Genomic DNA, 17,394 nt, shown 5'->3' on the forward strand with positions numbered 1-17,394 from the left:
TAGTGAATAATAAATTTTTAATAGTATGCAATGCTTATCCATCAAAAGAAGCGATATATAGAAACGGATTTATTCATCGTAGAGTAAAAGCATATCAAAAAAAAGGGTATGAAATCGATGTCTTTTATTTACACTTAAATGCTACTCAACAAGAAGTATACAAGTATGATGGGGTAAATGTTACTTTTGGAAATGAAATACATTATCAAAAATTTTTAAATGAGAATAAACAAGTTTATAAAACATTTTTAATACATTTTATCAATCCACAAATGTATTATCCGATTATTGAAACTATTTCTTCACCAAAAATTGTTGTATGGATTCATGGTTTTGAGGCAGAGGCTTGGCATAGAAGATGGTTTAATTTCTTATCAAGTACATTTGAACTTAATCAAATTATTGAAAAAGCAAATGACTATTATCCGAATCAGTTAGAATTTATGAACCAGTTATATAAAGAAACACAATATGATATCACTTTTATCCATGTTTCAAAATGGTTTAAAACACATATTGCAGATGTAGATGCTAAGTTTTCCCCTTTGAACTATGAAATTATTCCAAACATCGTAGATGATTCAGTTTTTAATTATGTGCCTAAAGAAAGAAAAGGAAAATTAAAGATATTATCTATACGTCCATTTGCATCTTATAAATATGCTAATGATCAAACAGCAGATGCTATTCATATACTTTCAAAGAAACCTTTTTTTAATGATATTGAATTTCATATCTATGGAGAAGGTAAGTTATATCCTAAAATTACTGAATCATTACATCAATATGAGAATGTATTTCTACATAATACATTTTTGGAACAAAAAGAAATAGCAAATATTCATAAAAAATTTGATGTCTTTCTTTGTCCAACGCGTCTAGACTCACAAGGTGTATCTATGTGTGAAGCGATGAGTAGTGGTCTTGTTGTTATTTCATCAAATACTACAGCAATTCCTGAGTTTGTAACACATAATGAAACAGGATTGTTGGCAGATAAAGAATCACCGGAATCCATTGCATATCAAATTGAAAGAATTTACTTTAATGAGCTGTTGTTTAATAAAATTTCAAATCAAGCTGCGGTTTCTATAAGAGAAATTGCGAGTGAATCTGTTGTTATTGATAAAGAAATGAAGGTGATTTTAAGTGAACGATAATATTAATTGGAAAGAAAGATATATTGAATTAGAAGATCAAATGCTTGATATGATGAAAATGATTCAAAAGTTGATGGAAGAAGAAAAGAATCATCAGACAGCTCAAATAAATCGTGTAGAAGTTAATCAAATTGAAGACAATTTAGAAGTTATTGCAATTTCAAAAGGGAATAACCCATTGTTTTTGTTTGAAGTATTAAATAAAAAAGATCGTATATTACATAGAAAGTATACGAAACACAAAAATTCATTAAAATTAAACATGCTATTATTCAAGGAGCCTATAAAAGTAAAAATTAGTATAAAAAATGAACGAAATGATCAATATGTCCATTTTTATGAAACAAAGCTTTTAAATGAGGAGAGTGCAATTTAATGTCAAAGCAACGCATATTAGTATCTGGATATATTAATACAAATGTACTCGATGGTTCAGCAATATTTATTTCTAGTTTGACCCAAGTCCTTGCAATGCATCCTAATGCAACAATTGATTTATTATTAGCGGTTCCATACGAAAGAGATATTGTATTAGGTGATTTAATTAAGTTAGATAATGTAAATATTATTGATCCATTTGTGGATGAAAGATTTACTTCGTTTTCATTTTTAGATAAAAATAAATTGACAAAACAACAATATGCAGAATTAATTTTACATTCTAATGAGTTAGAAAAATATGATGCTATTTTTATTCGCTCTTTAGAAGTAGTGGATGCTATGTTGCAAAAATCGCAAGCTATTGCTTCAAAGTTATATGCATACATTACAGGTATCACATCTGATCAACAACTATTAAGTGAACAAGAAATAGAATTATTAAGCAATGTTACAAATAATAGTGGTTATTTATTATGTCAGACCTTAGAAATGAAAAATCATATATTAAAACAAACGAATATAGACTCAAATCATATTATTGATTTGAATCCAATGATTCCAAATCAAACATTGTCTTTCAATGATTTATTTAAGGAAAAAAAGGCATATGATACGTTTTGTTATACAGGTAAATTTGCATATGAGTGGAATATCATTGAAATGATTACTCAATTTAGAGAAGTGGTTGAGAAGCATCCAAATGCAAAATTGTATATTGCAGGAGATCAATTCAAAAACACTGATAAAAATGAAATGTTTGTAGCAAATGCCAAGTATTTAATAGAGCATAGTAAAAATGTCTATTGGCTAGGTGGTTTACCAAGACAAGATACTTTAAATTTGATTCGTCAATGTGATATTGGACTTACATATCGACATGAAGATTTAAGTGATTCATTAGAGTTATCTACAAAGTTGTTGGAATACTGTAGTCTTGGGGTACCACCAATTTTAAATAGGACTGAAATGCATGAAAGAATTTTTGGTAAAGATTATCCTTATTTTGCGAATGACGATGCATCATTTTACAATGTACTCAATTTAATTATTGAATCACCTCAACAATATCAAGAAATTGCAGAAAAAGTATTTAAAATTGCAGGACAATATTCATTTAATGCTACATTTATTAGATTAATGCCATTTATAAATAAAAATAATGACAATCATAGTGATATTTATAATTTGATATCAAAAGCAGATAATACTCAACCATTAATTTATGATGAAAATCAACAAATATATGCACTATTAATAAACGAAAATTATTTAATGAATTTAAAAGAAATAACTCAAGTACATGATATTCAAAATGTTAATGTTATTGGTGATCATGCAATAATCACTGTCTCAAATAATAATTCTATGAAAATGAATGTTTTAGATGTTGTATACAAAATTGAACAACAAAAGAAAATTACATATAAAGAGGATCCAAAACAATTTTCATTAGATAAAGTACAACGACAATTTAATAAAGTTGATATTAATGTAGAGAAGTTAGTTAAAGAAAATCAAAGGTTAAGAAAAGATGTTAAAAGGCTAAGAGAGAAATACAATAATTTATCCAATTCAAAATTAGGTGCTTTACAAAAAAAATATTGGTTACATAAAAAAAATAAATCATTTCAATAAAAAGGAGTTTGATGATGTATAAAGTTAATCCAATTAGTATAAATACTAATGGTATTAATCATAAAAATTTAGTGATTATTGATGAATTCGAAAATAAAGTTGTTGAAACATACTGTATTACCGGAGAGGAAGAATATGTTGGTATTCGATTAGAACATTTAAATCCATGTCATCAGTATAGTTATAGTTTCTTAAATGTAGATGATAGCATTTATAATGAACAAATAAAAAGGTGTAAAATTATTCCTGAACGATATGAAAGTAAAATTGATATACCTTATGTTTATTATGCAAGTGAAAATAGCAAAAAACTGTTTGTTATATTTTCTAGTGCTATTGAAGCAAATAAATATAATTATTTAAATCAATTTAAACAAAAAGATGTCCATCAATTGTATTTAGCAGATGATAATATTGATGGACAGGATACTTCATGTGCTTATTATCTTGGAAATGGAAATTTACAATATGAGCAAAAAGTATATAAATTAATAGAAAAAGTTAGAAAAGAAAATCAAATTGATCAAAAAGACGTTGTTCTATTTGGTTCAAGTAAAGGTGGCTTTGCGTCACTATATTATACATTTAAATATGGCTATGGCAGTGCTATACTTGGCTCGCCAACAGTATATTTAGGTAAGATGCATAAAGATAATGAACGCGGAAAAAAAATCATACAACATATCATGGGTGATTTTGAAGCTAGTTCTATAAATCAATTGGACAAATTAATCATTAATGCATTAAAGGACAGCACACATCAACCACATTTGTTTTATCATGTTGGTGAAAAAGAACCAAGATATACAAGACATGCAGTTCATTTATTAAAGTTAATAGATGAAACAAAAAAAGCAACATATGAATTAGATCTAGGACCTTATAGTAATCATAATGATGTTGTACATTATTTTCCCCAATATGCTCAAAAAGCAATTAATTGTATTTTGAATTCATAGTTTGATTTGAAAGGAACTTTATGAAAATAAAAAAAAATGTTTTAAGTTTATGTATATGCTTAACTCTATTATCTGGATGTCAACAAACACAATCGGCATATAATGAAAAAGAACGACCTGTTGCTGGTACTCTTTCTTTAAATGCATCTGAAAAAACAAAAAAGATTAAGGATTTATTAGAAAAGAATCACTTTAACGGGTCAATATATATTAAAAAGAATAACAAAATTTATACCGGCGCTTTCGGAGTCAAATCTTTAAATTCAAATGATAAAAATACAATCAATTCAATGTTTTTAGTTGGTTCAGCTAATAAATTCGTGACTGCTATGCTTATTAAGCAACTTGAAAAAGAGAAATTATTGAATGTTAATGATAAAGTTGTTCAATATATACCTAATTTTCCTAACAAGAACTCAACAATTTTAGATTTAATTTTGCATAAAAGCGGTTTGAAAGATTATAAACCAGTAAAGGGAAATTCTTCATTAATTGATTCTATTCAACAAATTAATAAAGATGGTTTGAGTTCACAATGGATTAATCAGTATCACTATAATGATGCAAATTATATTGTACTTGCAAAGATTGTTGAAATAGTTACCAATCAATCATATGAAAAAAGTTTAGCAAAGTATATTTTAATCCCAAATAAATTAAAACATACCGCAACTAGCAATAATAAGGTTTTAAATAAATACTTTACTCAAGGAATGGAATATAAAGATGAAAAATTTGTTTCAGTAAAGCCGATTCAAGTTAGTGCATATTATGGTGCTGGTAATTTATATATGAGTGCAAGGGATTTTGGCGAATTAGCAAGTAAATTTGCAGAAAATAAACTTTTTGATAAAACAACTACACAAAATATGACATCTTATAGATTTATCAATCAAAAGTATCGATACGGGTTCCATATTATGAATGGATTTTATAGATCAAGAGGATACTTCTTTGGCCAAGATATGCTCACTTGGTTTAATAAGGACTATACAATTGTACTAGCAACAAATAAAGTAGGATCTATAAAAGATAAAAGTAATGAGAACTTGATGAAGACTGTTCATGAGATATTAATGAAATAGAAAAAATGCTAAGTACTATTGTTCAAAAACATTAGTACTTAGTTTTATTTTTTTAAAACCAGTTTGTCTGTTTAAATGGTTAAACCCAATATTTATTGGTATAAATAAGAAAAAAATAAATAAGTATTTGAATTTATCATTTAATTGTAATAAAAATCCCTATTCAATATGATAAAATAAAAGCAATATCAACAATAAACAATAATTGTTAAAAATTGATGAAGGAAAATCTAAGATAGAACTACAAATTACTCATGGATTACGGGAGTGATAAAGTAAGAATAGAAATTTCATGGAATGATGACAAACTTGTTCATCTTAACTACTAGAGTAATTACATATTTCGTTTTAAAACTAACCAATTAAAAAAATTAATATAGCTTATATTAATTTTATTTAAAATAATTGATTAGAAAGAGTTTACTGTTAAAAAAAATTAATAGTAGGTTCAAAAAATCTAAGTTAATAGGTAGTGTATTTTTCACTTATGAAATAATTTAGAGTAATATTTCATTTAACAATAAAAAAGAGGTTGTCATTATGGGTAAAAAGATAAAAACATTATTCCTTGCTTTAATTGACTCTTTAGTTGTAATAGGGGCAATTTTACTAGCTTGGTATATTATTAAAGATTCAAGTTTTCATCCAGTTACATATTATTATTTATATTGCGTCACTTTATTAGCGTCGTATCATATATTTGCATTCATTTTCAATTTGTATTATCGAATGTGGATATATGCTAGTGTTAAAGAATTATTATCTATTGTTTATGCCGTTACTGCTGCAATTATAACAAGTGCAATGCTTTCTTCATTAGTATTATCATTGTTAAAAATGGATAATACAATCGAAATTAGTTTACTTGTGATTGCATGGTTATTCTTAATTGTGTTTATAGGTGGTATTCGTTTAATCTCAAGAATTATGAATAATGATAATTTAGATGATAGTGACTTTGAACGTGTGTTAATCTTCGGTGCAGGTCGTGGTGGTACAACACTAGCACGTCAAATGGTCAATGTACCTACAATGAAAATGAAGCCAATCATTTTCTTAGATGATGATGAAGACAAAAGTAAACAAGTAATTAATGGTATTAAGGTCATTGGTACAAGACAACAATTAAAGTCTTCAATCGAAAAATATAACATTAATAAAGTCGTTATTGCTATCCCGTCATTAACAAAAAATAAACTTAAAGAATTACATGAGATATGTGTAGAATGTGGTGTGAATGTTCAAATTATGCCTAACATTGATGATGTATTGACGGGGAAAAAAGAAGTGTCACATTTAAAAAATATTGATTTAGAAGATTTATTAGGTCGAGATCCTGTTAAATTGGACTCAGAAGGTATCCGTGATTTATTAAATAATAAAACGATTTTAATCACTGGTGCTGGTGGTTCAATTGGTTCTGAAATAGTACGTCAAGTCTCAGCATTCGGGCCTGAAAAAGTATTACTTTTAGGTCATGGTGAAAATAGCATTTATATGATTCAAATGGAAATGCGCAACAAGTTTAAAGATGGACATACTATTTTTGTACCAATAATTGCTGATATTCAAGATAGAGAACGTATTTTTAATATTATGGAAGAATATAAACCTGATGTTGTTTATCATGCTGCAGCACATAAACATGTACCATTAATGGAAGCAAATCCATCTGAAGCAATAAAAAATAATATTTTTGGTACGAAAAATGTTGCAGAAGCTGCTGCAGCTGCAGGTGTTAAATCATTTGTAATGATTTCTACAGATAAAGCTGTAAACCCACCAAATATTATGGGAGCAACAAAACGTTGGGCTGAAATGGTTATTCAAAACTTAGATAAAGTTTCAGCTACAAAATTTGTTGCAGTACGATTTGGTAATGTTTTAGGTAGTCGTGGTTCTGTAATTCCTTTATTCAAACGACAAATTGAAAAAGGTGGTCCAGTAACGGTTACTCATCCTGATATCACAAGATACTTTATGACAATTCCAGAAGCAAGTAGATTAGTAATTCAAGCGGGTGCACTTGCTAAAGGTGGAGAAGTATTTGTTTTAGATATGGGTGAACCTGTAAAAATTGCGGACTTAGCTAAAAATGTTATAGAACTTGCAGGTTATTCTGTAGATGAAATTGGTATTGAATTCTCTGGATTACGTCCAGGTGAGAAGATGTATGAAGAATTATTAAATGAAAATGAAGTTTCAAGAGAACAAGTTCATGAAAAGATTTTCGTTGGTAAAGCTGTACCTAAAGACTTTGAATTGCTAAAGGCAGATATTGCATTATTACCTTCTTTAAGTGATGAAGAAATAAAAAAACTTGTCATAGGTGAAGCCAATAAAAAGTTTTAACAAGATAAAATTAAAAAACGCTAAAATTGTTTAAAAATAAACATTTTTAGCGTTTTTTTATGATTTATAGTCATTATTTGATTCATTAGATAAGTACTTGTTCCATTGAAATGCGTCTATTCAATATATCATCTAAAGTATACTTATCAAGCACAGCAAGGTAAGCTAAAGTTGCTTCATGTAATACGCTTTGTAATCCACAGCGATTGATTAGTGGGCATGTATTGGTTTCTGAATTAAAGCATTCTACAATATCAAAATGCTCTTCAGTTTTCTTAATTAAAGAACCAATATTAATGCTTTTAGGGTCTTTTTTCATCAATAATCCGCCACCTCGACCACGAATGGTTTCAAGGTATCCCAAGTTCGCTAAGTTATTAACAACTTTCGTTAAGTGATTTTTAGATATATTATAAAATTTAGCAATCTCATCAATTTGTACACGATGATCTGCTTGCGCTACATACATCAAAACACGTAATGAGTAATCAGAATATAATGTCAGTTTCATATACATCGCTCCATTCTTTAATCATATTATAATCTAAACTTGTAAATGATATACTTCTTAAATTAAATTTTTTGTGACATTTTCAAAAGATATTCTGTATTTTTACACTATTTTTCACGGTATTTATTTGAACTTACAAATGTAAAGGTGTATGATATAAGAGTGAATTAAAGATGTATTATTAATGTATCTTTAAAGTGAATTTAGGGGGAAACAAAATGTTAAGTGAAGAAACGAAATCAATTATTAAAGCAACAGTACCAGTATTAGAAGCGCATGGAACAGAAATTACGAGTGCATTTTATAAACATATGTTTGAAACACATCCAGAATTATTAAATGTATTTAATAAAACAAATCAAAAATTAGGACGTCAACAAACTGCCTTAGCTCAAACTGTATTAGCGGCAGCAAAACATATTGATCATTTAGAAGCAATTATTCCAAACGTTAACCAAATCGCACATAAACACCGTGCATTGGAAATTAAAGCAGAACATTATCCAATCGTTGGTGAAAACTTAATTTGGGCAATTCAACATGTATTAGGTGATGCAGCAACACCTGAAATCGTTGATGCATGGACACAAACTTATGGTGTGATTGCTGATGTATTCATCCAAATGGAGAAAGCATTATATGATAATGCTGATTGGGAAGATTTTAAAGCGTTCAAAGTTGTTGATATTAAAGAAGAAACTAAAGATATTAAATCATTTACAGTACAACCTGTTGAAGCAATGGAATTAAAACCAGTAGTAGCTGGTCAATACATTACTGTTAAAGTAAAACCTCTAGGTGAAGAAAATACGGCTTTACGTCATTATTCAATTTGCTCAATAAATATTGATAAAGGTCTACGTTTTGCAGTAAAACGTGATATTGCAGGCGAAGAAAAAGGATTAGTATCAAACTATTTACATGATGAGGTAAAAGTTGGAGATGAAATTTTATTAACTGCGCCGGCTGGAGAGTTTTTAATTGAAGAAAGTGATAAAGATGTCGTGTTATTAAGTGGTGGTGTAGGTATGACACCTATTATGGCAATGTTACAAGATCAATTATCAAAAGGTAAAAAAGTGAAATTTATTCACTCTGCATATAATAAAGATGCAGTGCCATTTAAATCTGAGATAGCATCATTAGAAAATAATGAGCAAGTTGAATTCTATTTTAATTACACTGAATTAAACGGCCGTTTAAATAAAGAGAAGTTAGCACAGTTAATTTCTGGTGAAGAAAAAGTATATATGTGTGGTTCTGTTGGATTTATGGAATCAATGTTAGAATTATTAAATGATTTAGGCATTGCACGTGAACACATTCATTTCGAGCCATTTGGTCCAAAAATGAGTATTACTGCTTAATAGAAAATATTATAAGATTAAACATAAAAAGAAAACACTTTAATCCCAAATTATGGGATTAAAGTGTTTTTTTAATTTCATCATTTATTATTTATTATTAATACGTTTTGCAGCTAATAAAGTATTGTTTAGTACCATTGTAATTGTTAATGGACCAACGCCACCTGGAACTGGTGTAATTGCTGAAGCAACTTCTGCTACTTCATCATACATCACATCACCAGTTAATTTACCATCAACGACTGTATTACCTACATCGACAATTACAGCACCTGGTTTTACGTCTTCTTTTGTTACTAAACCAGGTTTACCAACTGCAGATACAATGACATCTGAACGTTTTAATACTTCTTTCATGTTTTTACTTCTAGAGTGTAATAATGTCACTGTTGCATTTGCATCTGTTAATAATTTTGCAACAGGTTGTCCTACGATGTGACTTCTACCGATAACGGCAACATCAGCACCTTCTAATGACATATCCGCATTTTTTAAAATTTCCATAATACCAAGCGGTGTACATGGAATGTATGTTTCCATACCAGCATATAAACGACCAATATTGATTGGGCTAAATCCATCTACGTCTTTTTCTGGTGAGATAGCTTCTAATATTTTTGTTTCTTCAATTTGTTTTGGAAGAGGTACTTGAACTAAAATACCATGGACTTCTGTATCATTATTTAATTGATCAATTACTTTTAATAACTCTTCTTCAGTTGTTGTTTCTTCTAAGTGAATAATTTCAGACTTCATGCCAATTTTTTCAGCAGATTTCTTTTTATTATTTACATAACTTTGGCTCGCACCATCATTACCTACTAATACTACTGTTAGATTTGGTGTGATGCCTTCAGATTTAAGTTTTTCAACTTCCTCTTGTAAACCTGCTCTGTAATTTTTTGCAATTTCTCTACCGTCTAAAACTTTTGCTACCATCTTTTTTCCCTCCACATATCGAACGATATAATATTATACAATAACAATTTTACTTCAAAAAACGAACAAAAACTTTAAAAACTATAAAAAGTTTATAAAATGTTCGTGATTTGATTGAAAAATACCGAGTTCATTGTTATCCTATATAAGTAATATACACTTATTTTATAAGCGTTTTCAAATAATTTTTATTGAGGTGAGTCTTCTGTGAAAGTTGCTGTGATTATGGGTTCAAGTTCAGATTGGGCTACGATGAAAGAAGCATGTGAAATGTTAGAGGCTTTCGACATACCGTTTGAAAGTAAAGTCGTTTCAGCACATCGTACGCCACTTGAAATGGTTGAATTCAGTCGAAATGCAAGAAAAAATGGTTTTGATTGTATCATTGCTGGTGCGGGTGGCGCGGCACATTTACCAGGTATGGTTGCTTCAATGACAACATTACCGGTAATTGGTGTTCCAATTATGACAAAAGCACTTAAAGGAATGGATTCTTTACTTTCTATCGTTCAAATGCCAGGAGGAATTCCTGTAGCGACAACTGCAATTGGTAGTGCAGGTGCAAAAAATGCTGGGATTTTAGCGGCAAGAATGTTAAGTATTAGCAATCAAGATTTAGTAAAAAAATTAGATGACTATGAATCGAGTTTAGTTCAGAAAGTTGAGGCTATGCAAGATGACCTTAAATAAATTAAAGATCGGACAAACAATTGGCATTATTGGTGGTGGCCAATTAGGTAAAATGATGGCACAATCTGCTCAACGTATGGGTTTTAAAGTAGCTGTACTTGATCCAGATGATACATGTCCTGCTAAACATGTTTGTCATCATTTTATTCATGCTGGATATAATGATATCGAAGCATTAAATCAATTAGGTGAATATAGTGATGTCATCACTTATGAATTTGAAAATATCAGTGCAGAAGCGTTGAAAGAAATTGTTGATAAATATCATGTACCTCAAGGTTATGAAACGGTATTAACATTACAAAATAGATTGGCAGAAAAAGAAGCTATCCGAAATAGTGGTGCCGCAGTTGTACCATATATGAAAGTTGCATCATATGATGACCTTGTGACTGCTGTTTCAACGTTAGGTTTACCAATTATGTTAAAAACAACATTTGGTGGCTATGATGGTAAAGGTCAAATGGTTATTAATACTCCTGAAGATATGAATGGCGCAAAGGATATGATTCAAGCAGGTTTATTGGTTGCCGAAAAACGAATTGATTTAGATTTTGAAATTTCAATAACAGCTTCAAGAAATGAAGTAGGTGAAATCAGTTACTTCCCTGTTCAAGAAAATGTTCACAGAGATCAGATATTATTTTCAACAACAGTAAAACATGAGCATCCATACACGAAACGTGCCATAATGGAAGTAGAAAAAATCATGAAACAAATTCATTTTGTTGGTACATTCACAGTAGAATTTTTCATCGACAAATCAGGTGAATTGTACGTGAATGAAATTGCACCGAGACCGCACAACTCAGGTCATTATTCAATTGAAGCATGTGACTATTCACAGTTTGATACGCATATTTTATCAATTGCTAATTGGAAAATGCCTAAAGTTAAATTATTGAGTGAAGCAGTAATGTATAACTTACTTGGTCAAGATTTAGATTTAATGGAAGATTTATTTGATTCACACCCTGAATGGCATGTACACGTTTACGGTAAAGAATTACGTAAACATAATCGCAAAATGGGTCATTTAACATTGCTTTTAGATTCACATCAAGATAGTTATTATCCAATTTATAAGGAGCGAGTTTAAATGTTAGTCTATGAAGGTAAAGCAAAACGCGTATTCTCTACAGATGACGAGCAAGTATTTCGTATTGAATACAAAGATGAAGTGACTGCAGGAAATGGTGCTAAGAAAGATAAAATGGAAGGTAAAGGCCGATTAAATAACTTAATTACAAGTCATTTCTTTGAACGTTTACAAAAAGAAGGACTAGAAAGTCATTTTATTAAACGTTTATCTGAGACAGAACAATTGGTTAAAAAAGTTGAAATCATTCCTTTAGAAGTTGTAGTTCGTAACGTTGCTGCTGGATCAATTGTGAAACGTTTAGGTTTTGAAAAAGGTCAAGCTTTTGATGCGCCATTAGTTGAATTCTATTACAAAAAAGATGAGTTAAACGATCCGTTTATTTCAGATGATCATGTGAAATTATTGCATATTGCGAATGATGAAGATATTAAAGAATTAAAACGTCAAGCATTACAAGTGAATGAAACTTTAATTAAAATCATGAATGAAATGAATTTAACTTTAGTAGACTTCAAAATTGAATTCGGTAAAGATAAAGACGGTAAAATTTTATTAGCTGATGAAATTTCACCAGATACTTGCCGTATTTGGGATAAGGAAACAAAAGAAAACTTTGATAAAGATGTTTACCGTGAAGACACGGGTTCATTAATTGATACTTATACTAAATTCTTAACTAAATTGGAGGAAATTTAATCATGAAAAAAATCGAACTTTACATCACATTACAACCACAGGTATTAGACACTCAAGGACAAACTTTAACGCGTGCTGTTCATGATTTAGGTTACAATCAAGTCAATGATATCCGTGTCGGAAAAGTATTATATATGACAGTTGAAGAATCAACTGAAGAAGCGGTAGCAAATGTTGTAAATACATTATCTGAAAAATTATTTGCAAACACAGTAATCGAAGAATACAGTTTCAAAATTGTTGATGATAAGGAGACGAAATAATGAAATTTGCTGTAATTGAATTTCCAGGTTCAAACTGTGATAGAGACATGTTCAATGCAGCGATCAACACAGGGTTTGAAGCTGAATATGTTGACTATCGTAAAACAAGTTTAGAAGGTTTTGATGGCGTTTTAATTCCAGGTGGATTCTCATTTGGTGACTACTTACGTTGTGGTGCAATGGCTCGTGTAGCACCAATTATGGATGAAGTAAAACGTATTGCAAGTGAAGGGAAACCAGTCTTAGGGGTATGTAATGGTTTCCAAATTTTAACGGAAGTTGGTTTATTACCTGGTGCTTTAATGCATAATACTAGCCACAAATTTATTTGTCGTAATGAATCTTTAAAAATTGTAAATAACGAAACGAAATTTACACATTTATACGACAAAGATGAGACAGTTGTTTACCCAATTGCTCACGGTGAAGGGAACTACTATTGTTCAGATGAAACTTTAGCTGAATTAAAAGCAAATAACCAAATTATTTTAACTTATAATGATAATCCAAACGGATCTATTGAAGATATCGCTGGGATTGTGAATAAAGAAGGTAACGTATGTGGTATGATGCCTCACCCAGAACGTGGTATGGAAGCATTACTAGGTAGTGCGGATGGCGTTAAATTATTCCAATCAATTCTTGAAAGCTGGGGGACAAAGTAATGGCTAAATTTTTAGAACCATCTGTTGAAGAAATTAAATCGAATCGTTTATATGCAGAGATGGGTTTATCAGATAAAGAATATGATAAAGTTGTTGAAATTTTAGGTAGACAACCAAACTATACAGAAATCGGTATTTTTTCTGTAATGTGGAGTGAACACTGCTCTTACAAGCATTCTAAACCGTTTTTAAAACAATTTCCGACTTCAGGTGAACGCGTATTAATGGGTCCAGGTGAAGGTGCTGGGGTTGTTGATATCGGCGATAACCAAGCGGTTGTTTTTAAAGTAGAATCTCATAACCATCCATCAGCGATTGAACCTTACCAAGGTGCAGCTACAGGTGTTGGTGGTATCGTTCGTGACATCGTTTCAATCGGTGCGAGACCAATTCAATTATTAAACAGTTTACGTTTTGGTGAGTTAACAGAAAAGCAAAACCAACGTTTATTTAGTGGTGTTGTTGCTGGTATTGGTGGTTATGGTAACTGTATTGGTATCCCTGCAGTCGCTGGAGAAATCGAATTTGATTCACGATATGAAGGTAATCCATTAGTTAATGCAATGTGTGTGGGTATTATTGACCATGATAAAATCCAAAAAGGGACTGCTAAAGGTGTAGGTAACCCAGTCATTTATGTTGGATTAAAAACAGGTCGAGACGGTATTCATGGTGCGACATTTGCATCTGAAGAATTGAATGAAGAATCAGAAGCGAAACGTCCATCAGTTCAAATTGGTGACCCTTTCGTAGGTAAAAAGTTAATGGAAGCGACACTTGAAGCAATCACTTATCCAGAATTAGTAGGTATTCAAGACATGGGTGCTGCAGGTTTAACTTCTTCAAGTTCTGAAATGGCTGCAAAAGGCGGTTCAGGAATCCATTTACAATTAGAAAAGGTACCAACACGTGAAGCAGGTATTTCTCCATATGAAATGATGCTTTCAGAAACACAAGAGCGTATGCTTTTAGTAGTAGAAAAAGGCACAGAACAAAAATTCTTAGATTTATTTGAACATCATGAATTAGATGCTGCTGTAATCGGTGAAGTTACGGATACTGATCGCTTTGTATTAACTTATGAAGATGAAGTTTATGCAGATATTCCTGTTCAACCATTATCAGATGAAGCACCAGTTTACGTATTAGAAGGTAAAGCTGCGGAGTTCAGTGCTGTAAATCATGATTATTCAAATATTGATGCACAAGATACATTTAAAAAGTTATTAAATCATCCAACAATTGCTTCAAAAACTTGGGCATATTCTCAATATGATCAACAAGTAGGAGCGAATACAATTATTAAACCAGGTCTTTCTGCTGGTGTAACTCGTGTAGAAGGTACAAACAAAGCCATTGCTTCTACAATCGATGGAGAAGCTAGATATGTATTTAACAATCCATATGAAGGTGGAAAAATGGTTGTTGCAGAAGCTTACCGTAATTTAGTTGCAGTGGGTAGTTTACCACTTGCAATGACGGATTGCTTAAACTATGGTAACCCTGAAAAACCAGAAATCTATCAACAATTAGCAGATTCAACACGTGGTATGGCTGAAGCATGTGGCGCTTTAAATACACCTGTCGTTTCAGGAAACGTATCTTTATATAACGAAACGAAAGGTGAAGCGATTTTCCCAACACCTGTTGTAGGTATGGTTGGTTTAATTGAAGATGTTGAATACTTAAAAGGATATCAACCAACTGCAGGAGAAAAAATGTACTTAGTTGGTGAATTGAAAGATGCATTTGGTGGATCTCAATTAGAAAAATTAATGTTTAATGAAGTGAGCCATGAAGAGATTTCAATTGATTTAGATATGGAAGTGCGCCGTGGTGAAGTGATTCGCAATGCAGTAAAAGATGGCGTATTATCACATGTACAATCAGTTGGTAAAGGTGGCGCAGCGATTAAATTAGGTCAAATTGCAGCGTATACTGGTACAGGTTTAGACGTAACGCTTGAAGCGACAAATGCACAAAGTTTTGCTGAAATTCCAGGTAACTATATTGTGATTGTTAAAGAAGGTCAATCATTTGAAGCTGAAAATGCAACATTCATTGGTACTTTCGGTGGCGATCGTGTCATCATCAAAACTAAAGACGGAGAAATTAACGTACCAGTAGAAGAAGTGGCTTCTACTTGGAAAGGGGCAATTGAAAAATGTATGACATCCGCGGTTTAAACGAGGAATGTGGCGTATTCGGCATTTGGGATCATCCAAATGCCGCTGAGCTTACATACATGGCTTTACATAGTTTACAGCACCGAGGTCAAGAAGGTGCGGGGATTGTTTGTTCAAACGGGGAGAATATTTTTGGAGCTCGTGGTATGGGATTATTACCAGAGGCGATTAGTCAAGTACAATTAGATTCTTTAAAGTCTTACCGACATGCTATTGGGCATGTACGTTATGCAACAACTGGTGCTAGTGAATTATCAAATGTTCAACCATTTATCTTTAAGCACTCTAAAGGTGATTTAGGACTTGCACATAATGGTAATTTAACGAATGCACAACAAATTAAATTAGCATTAGAGTCAAACGGTGCGATATTCCAAACATCAAGTGATTCTGAAGTATTAGGGCATTTATTATTAAAAGCAAAATCTGAAAATAAACTTGCGAATTTACATGCCTCACTGAATCAAATTAAAGGGGCTTTTGCATTTTTAGTGTTACATCCAGAAAGTTTATCGGCTGCACGTGATGCACACGGTGTTCGTCCGCTTATGTTAGGTCAAGTTGATGGTGCATATTGTGTAGCAAGTGAAACATGTGCATTTACAGCAATTGGTGCAGAATACATTCGCGATATTGAACCAGGTGAAGTATTAACATTCTCAAATGAAACACCAATTCATGAAGACTTTTATACGAAACAAACTTCTTCAAATATGTGTTCTATGGAGTATGTTTATTTTGCTAGACCAGATTCTGAATTTAGAAAGTCATCAATTTATGAAGTACGTAAGTCTTTAGGTGAACAACTTGCTAAAGAAATGGCTCATATTGAAGCTGATATCGTAATAGGTGTACCTGATTCATCATTACAAGCAGCAAAAGGATTTTCAAATTATTCAGGATTACCAAATGAACAAGGTTTAATCAAAAACCGTTATGTTGGTCGTACATTCATTACACCGAATCAAACGCTTCGTGAACGTGCAGTAAGAATGAAACATTCGCCAATTCGTGAAGTGATTGAAGGTAAACGTGTTATAGTAATCGATGATTCTATCGTTCGTGGAACGACAAGTAAATTTATCGTGAAAACGTTAAAACAAGCAGGTGCTAAAGAAGTACATATGGGTATTTCATCACCACCATTAAAACATCCATGTTACTACGGTATTGATGTTTCAACGCATGCTGAACTTATTGCTGCGCATCAAACTGTTGAAGAAATTCAAAAAGAATTAGAAGTTGATTCATTAACGTATTTATCCGTTGAAGGTATGCACGATGTATTTAAAAAACATCATTCTAAAGGTGAATGTTATGCATGCTTTACAGGTAATTATCCAATAGAAATAATTGATCAATTATTACCAGAAGAAAAAGAAAAGAAGAGAAAAGGGGTTTAA

Annotated in this window: 16 protein-coding genes; 14 read left to right on the forward strand and 2 right to left on the reverse strand. The window is 31.1% G+C overall.

What is annotated here, in order from left to right:
• Positions 1-2 precede the first annotated feature (2 nt).
• The 6 genes from ER639_RS00440 (at position 3) to ER639_RS00465 (ending at position 7,572) form a co-directional block, all read left to right on the forward strand.
• Entirely contained in the window at positions 3-1,160 is a 1,158-nt protein-coding gene (locus ER639_RS00440) for a glycosyltransferase family 4 protein (RefSeq protein WP_129063778.1), read from the forward strand.
• Complete coding sequence (locus ER639_RS00445) at positions 1,150-1,536, forward strand: hypothetical protein (RefSeq protein ID WP_129063779.1); 387 nt, start codon at positions 1,150-1,152, stop codon at positions 1,534-1,536. Before ER639_RS00440 ends, ER639_RS00445 begins: the two co-directional genes overlap by 11 nt.
• A complete protein-coding gene (locus ER639_RS00450; RefSeq protein WP_129063780.1) occupies positions 1,536-3,176 on the forward strand; it encodes a glycosyltransferase in 1,641 nt (546 codons plus the stop codon). The genes ER639_RS00445 and ER639_RS00450 overlap by 1 nt, the downstream gene beginning before the upstream one ends.
• Before the next feature lie 14 nt (positions 3,177-3,190).
• Positions 3,191-4,135, forward strand: a complete 945-nt coding sequence (locus ER639_RS00455; protein ID WP_164993308.1) for an accessory Sec system protein Asp2 — start codon at positions 3,191-3,193, stop codon at positions 4,133-4,135.
• 20 nt (positions 4,136-4,155) lie between these two features.
• Positions 4,156-5,220, forward strand: coding sequence for a serine hydrolase domain-containing protein (locus ER639_RS00460; protein ID WP_129063782.1), 1,065 nt, complete (start codon positions 4,156-4,158; stop codon positions 5,218-5,220).
• Positions 5,221-5,760: 540 nt separating this feature from the next.
• A complete protein-coding gene (locus ER639_RS00465) occupies positions 5,761-7,572 on the forward strand; it encodes a nucleoside-diphosphate sugar epimerase/dehydratase (protein WP_129063783.1) in 1,812 nt (603 codons plus the stop codon).
• Positions 7,573-7,657: 85 nt separating this feature from the next.
• Here ER639_RS00465 and ER639_RS00470 read toward each other — a convergent pair whose 3' ends face one another.
• Complete coding sequence (locus ER639_RS00470) at positions 7,658-8,083, reverse strand: RrF2 family transcriptional regulator (RefSeq protein ID WP_129063784.1); 426 nt, start codon at positions 8,081-8,083, stop codon at positions 7,658-7,660.
• A 218-nt stretch (positions 8,084-8,301) separates the two neighbouring features.
• Between ER639_RS00470 and ER639_RS00475 the strand changes: the two genes are divergently transcribed.
• A complete protein-coding gene (locus ER639_RS00475; RefSeq protein WP_129063785.1) occupies positions 8,302-9,450 on the forward strand; it encodes a globin domain-containing protein in 1,149 nt (382 codons plus the stop codon).
• Between the two features lie 87 nt (positions 9,451-9,537).
• On the opposite strand, the gene folD is transcribed toward ER639_RS00475, so the two are convergent.
• Complete coding sequence (folD, locus tag ER639_RS00480) at positions 9,538-10,389, reverse strand: bifunctional methylenetetrahydrofolate dehydrogenase/methenyltetrahydrofolate cyclohydrolase FolD (RefSeq protein ID WP_129063786.1); 852 nt, start codon at positions 10,387-10,389, stop codon at positions 9,538-9,540.
• Positions 10,390-10,596: 207 nt separating this feature from the next.
• Between folD and purE the strand changes: the two genes are divergently transcribed.
• The 7 genes from purE to purF are packed head-to-tail and all read left to right on the forward strand — an operon-like array spanning position 10,597 to position 17,394.
• Positions 10,597-11,079 (forward strand): 5-(carboxyamino)imidazole ribonucleotide mutase, encoded by a 483-nt coding sequence (purE, locus tag ER639_RS00485; RefSeq protein ID WP_129063787.1) that lies wholly within the window; start codon positions 10,597-10,599, stop codon positions 11,077-11,079.
• On the forward strand, positions 11,066-12,178 hold the full coding sequence (gene purK / locus ER639_RS00490) for a 5-(carboxyamino)imidazole ribonucleotide synthase (RefSeq protein WP_129063788.1): 1,113 nt from the start codon (positions 11,066-11,068) through the stop codon (positions 12,176-12,178). The genes purE and purK overlap by 14 nt, the downstream gene beginning before the upstream one ends.
• A complete protein-coding gene (gene purC, locus ER639_RS00495; protein WP_129063789.1) occupies positions 12,179-12,877 on the forward strand; it encodes a phosphoribosylaminoimidazolesuccinocarboxamide synthase in 699 nt (232 codons plus the stop codon). It abuts the gene before it with no gap.
• Between the two features lie 2 nt (positions 12,878-12,879).
• The gene (purS, locus tag ER639_RS00500) at positions 12,880-13,140 is read left to right on the forward strand and encodes a phosphoribosylformylglycinamidine synthase subunit PurS (RefSeq protein WP_129063790.1); all 261 of its coding nucleotides are present in this window, start codon (positions 12,880-12,882) and stop codon (positions 13,138-13,140) included.
• Positions 13,140-13,805 (forward strand): phosphoribosylformylglycinamidine synthase subunit PurQ, encoded by a 666-nt coding sequence (purQ, locus tag ER639_RS00505; protein WP_129063791.1) that lies wholly within the window; start codon positions 13,140-13,142, stop codon positions 13,803-13,805. Before purS ends, purQ begins: the two co-directional genes overlap by 1 nt.
• Positions 13,805-15,991, forward strand: coding sequence for a phosphoribosylformylglycinamidine synthase subunit PurL (purL, locus tag ER639_RS00510; protein ID WP_129063792.1), 2,187 nt, complete (start codon positions 13,805-13,807; stop codon positions 15,989-15,991). Before purQ ends, purL begins: the two co-directional genes overlap by 1 nt.
• Positions 15,970-17,394 carry an amidophosphoribosyltransferase gene (gene purF / locus ER639_RS00515; protein WP_129063793.1) on the forward strand — a complete coding sequence of 475 codons (1,425 nt, stop codon included), beginning with the start codon at positions 15,970-15,972 and terminating at the stop codon, positions 17,392-17,394. Before purL ends, purF begins: the two co-directional genes overlap by 22 nt.

The sequence above is a fragment of the Macrococcus sp. DPC7161 genome (assembly GCF_004117835.1).
Taxonomy (GTDB): domain Bacteria; phylum Bacillota; class Bacilli; order Staphylococcales; family Staphylococcaceae; genus SDSC01.

Excerpts from the sequence above, each read along its gene's own strand:
- ER639_RS00450 (WP_129063780.1), top strand. The coding sequence starts at position 1,536 with ATGTCAAAGCAACGCATATTAGTATCTGGATATATTAATACAAATGTA.
- ER639_RS00455 (WP_164993308.1), top strand. The coding sequence starts at position 3,191 with ATGTATAAAGTTAATCCAATTAGTATAAATACTAATGGTATTAATCAT.
- ER639_RS00460 (WP_129063782.1), top strand. The coding sequence starts at position 4,156 with ATGAAAATAAAAAAAAATGTTTTAAGTTTATGTATATGCTTAACTCTA.
- ER639_RS00465 (WP_129063783.1), top strand. The coding sequence starts at position 5,761 with ATGGGTAAAAAGATAAAAACATTATTCCTTGCTTTAATTGACTCTTTA.
- ER639_RS00470 (WP_129063784.1), bottom strand. The coding sequence starts at position 8,083 with ATGAAACTGACATTATATTCTGATTACTCATTACGTGTTTTGATGTAT.
- ER639_RS00475 (WP_129063785.1), top strand. The coding sequence starts at position 8,302 with ATGTTAAGTGAAGAAACGAAATCAATTATTAAAGCAACAGTACCAGTA.
- folD (WP_129063786.1), bottom strand. The coding sequence starts at position 10,389 with ATGGTAGCAAAAGTTTTAGACGGTAGAGAAATTGCAAAAAATTACAGA.
- purK (WP_129063788.1), top strand. The coding sequence starts at position 11,066 with ATGACCTTAAATAAATTAAAGATCGGACAAACAATTGGCATTATTGGT.
- purC (WP_129063789.1), top strand. The coding sequence starts at position 12,179 with ATGTTAGTCTATGAAGGTAAAGCAAAACGCGTATTCTCTACAGATGAC.
- purS (WP_129063790.1), top strand. The coding sequence starts at position 12,880 with ATGAAAAAAATCGAACTTTACATCACATTACAACCACAGGTATTAGAC.
- purQ (WP_129063791.1), top strand. The coding sequence starts at position 13,140 with ATGAAATTTGCTGTAATTGAATTTCCAGGTTCAAACTGTGATAGAGAC.
- purL (WP_129063792.1), top strand. The coding sequence starts at position 13,805 with ATGGCTAAATTTTTAGAACCATCTGTTGAAGAAATTAAATCGAATCGT.
- purF (WP_129063793.1), top strand. The coding sequence starts at position 15,970 with ATGTATGACATCCGCGGTTTAAACGAGGAATGTGGCGTATTCGGCATT.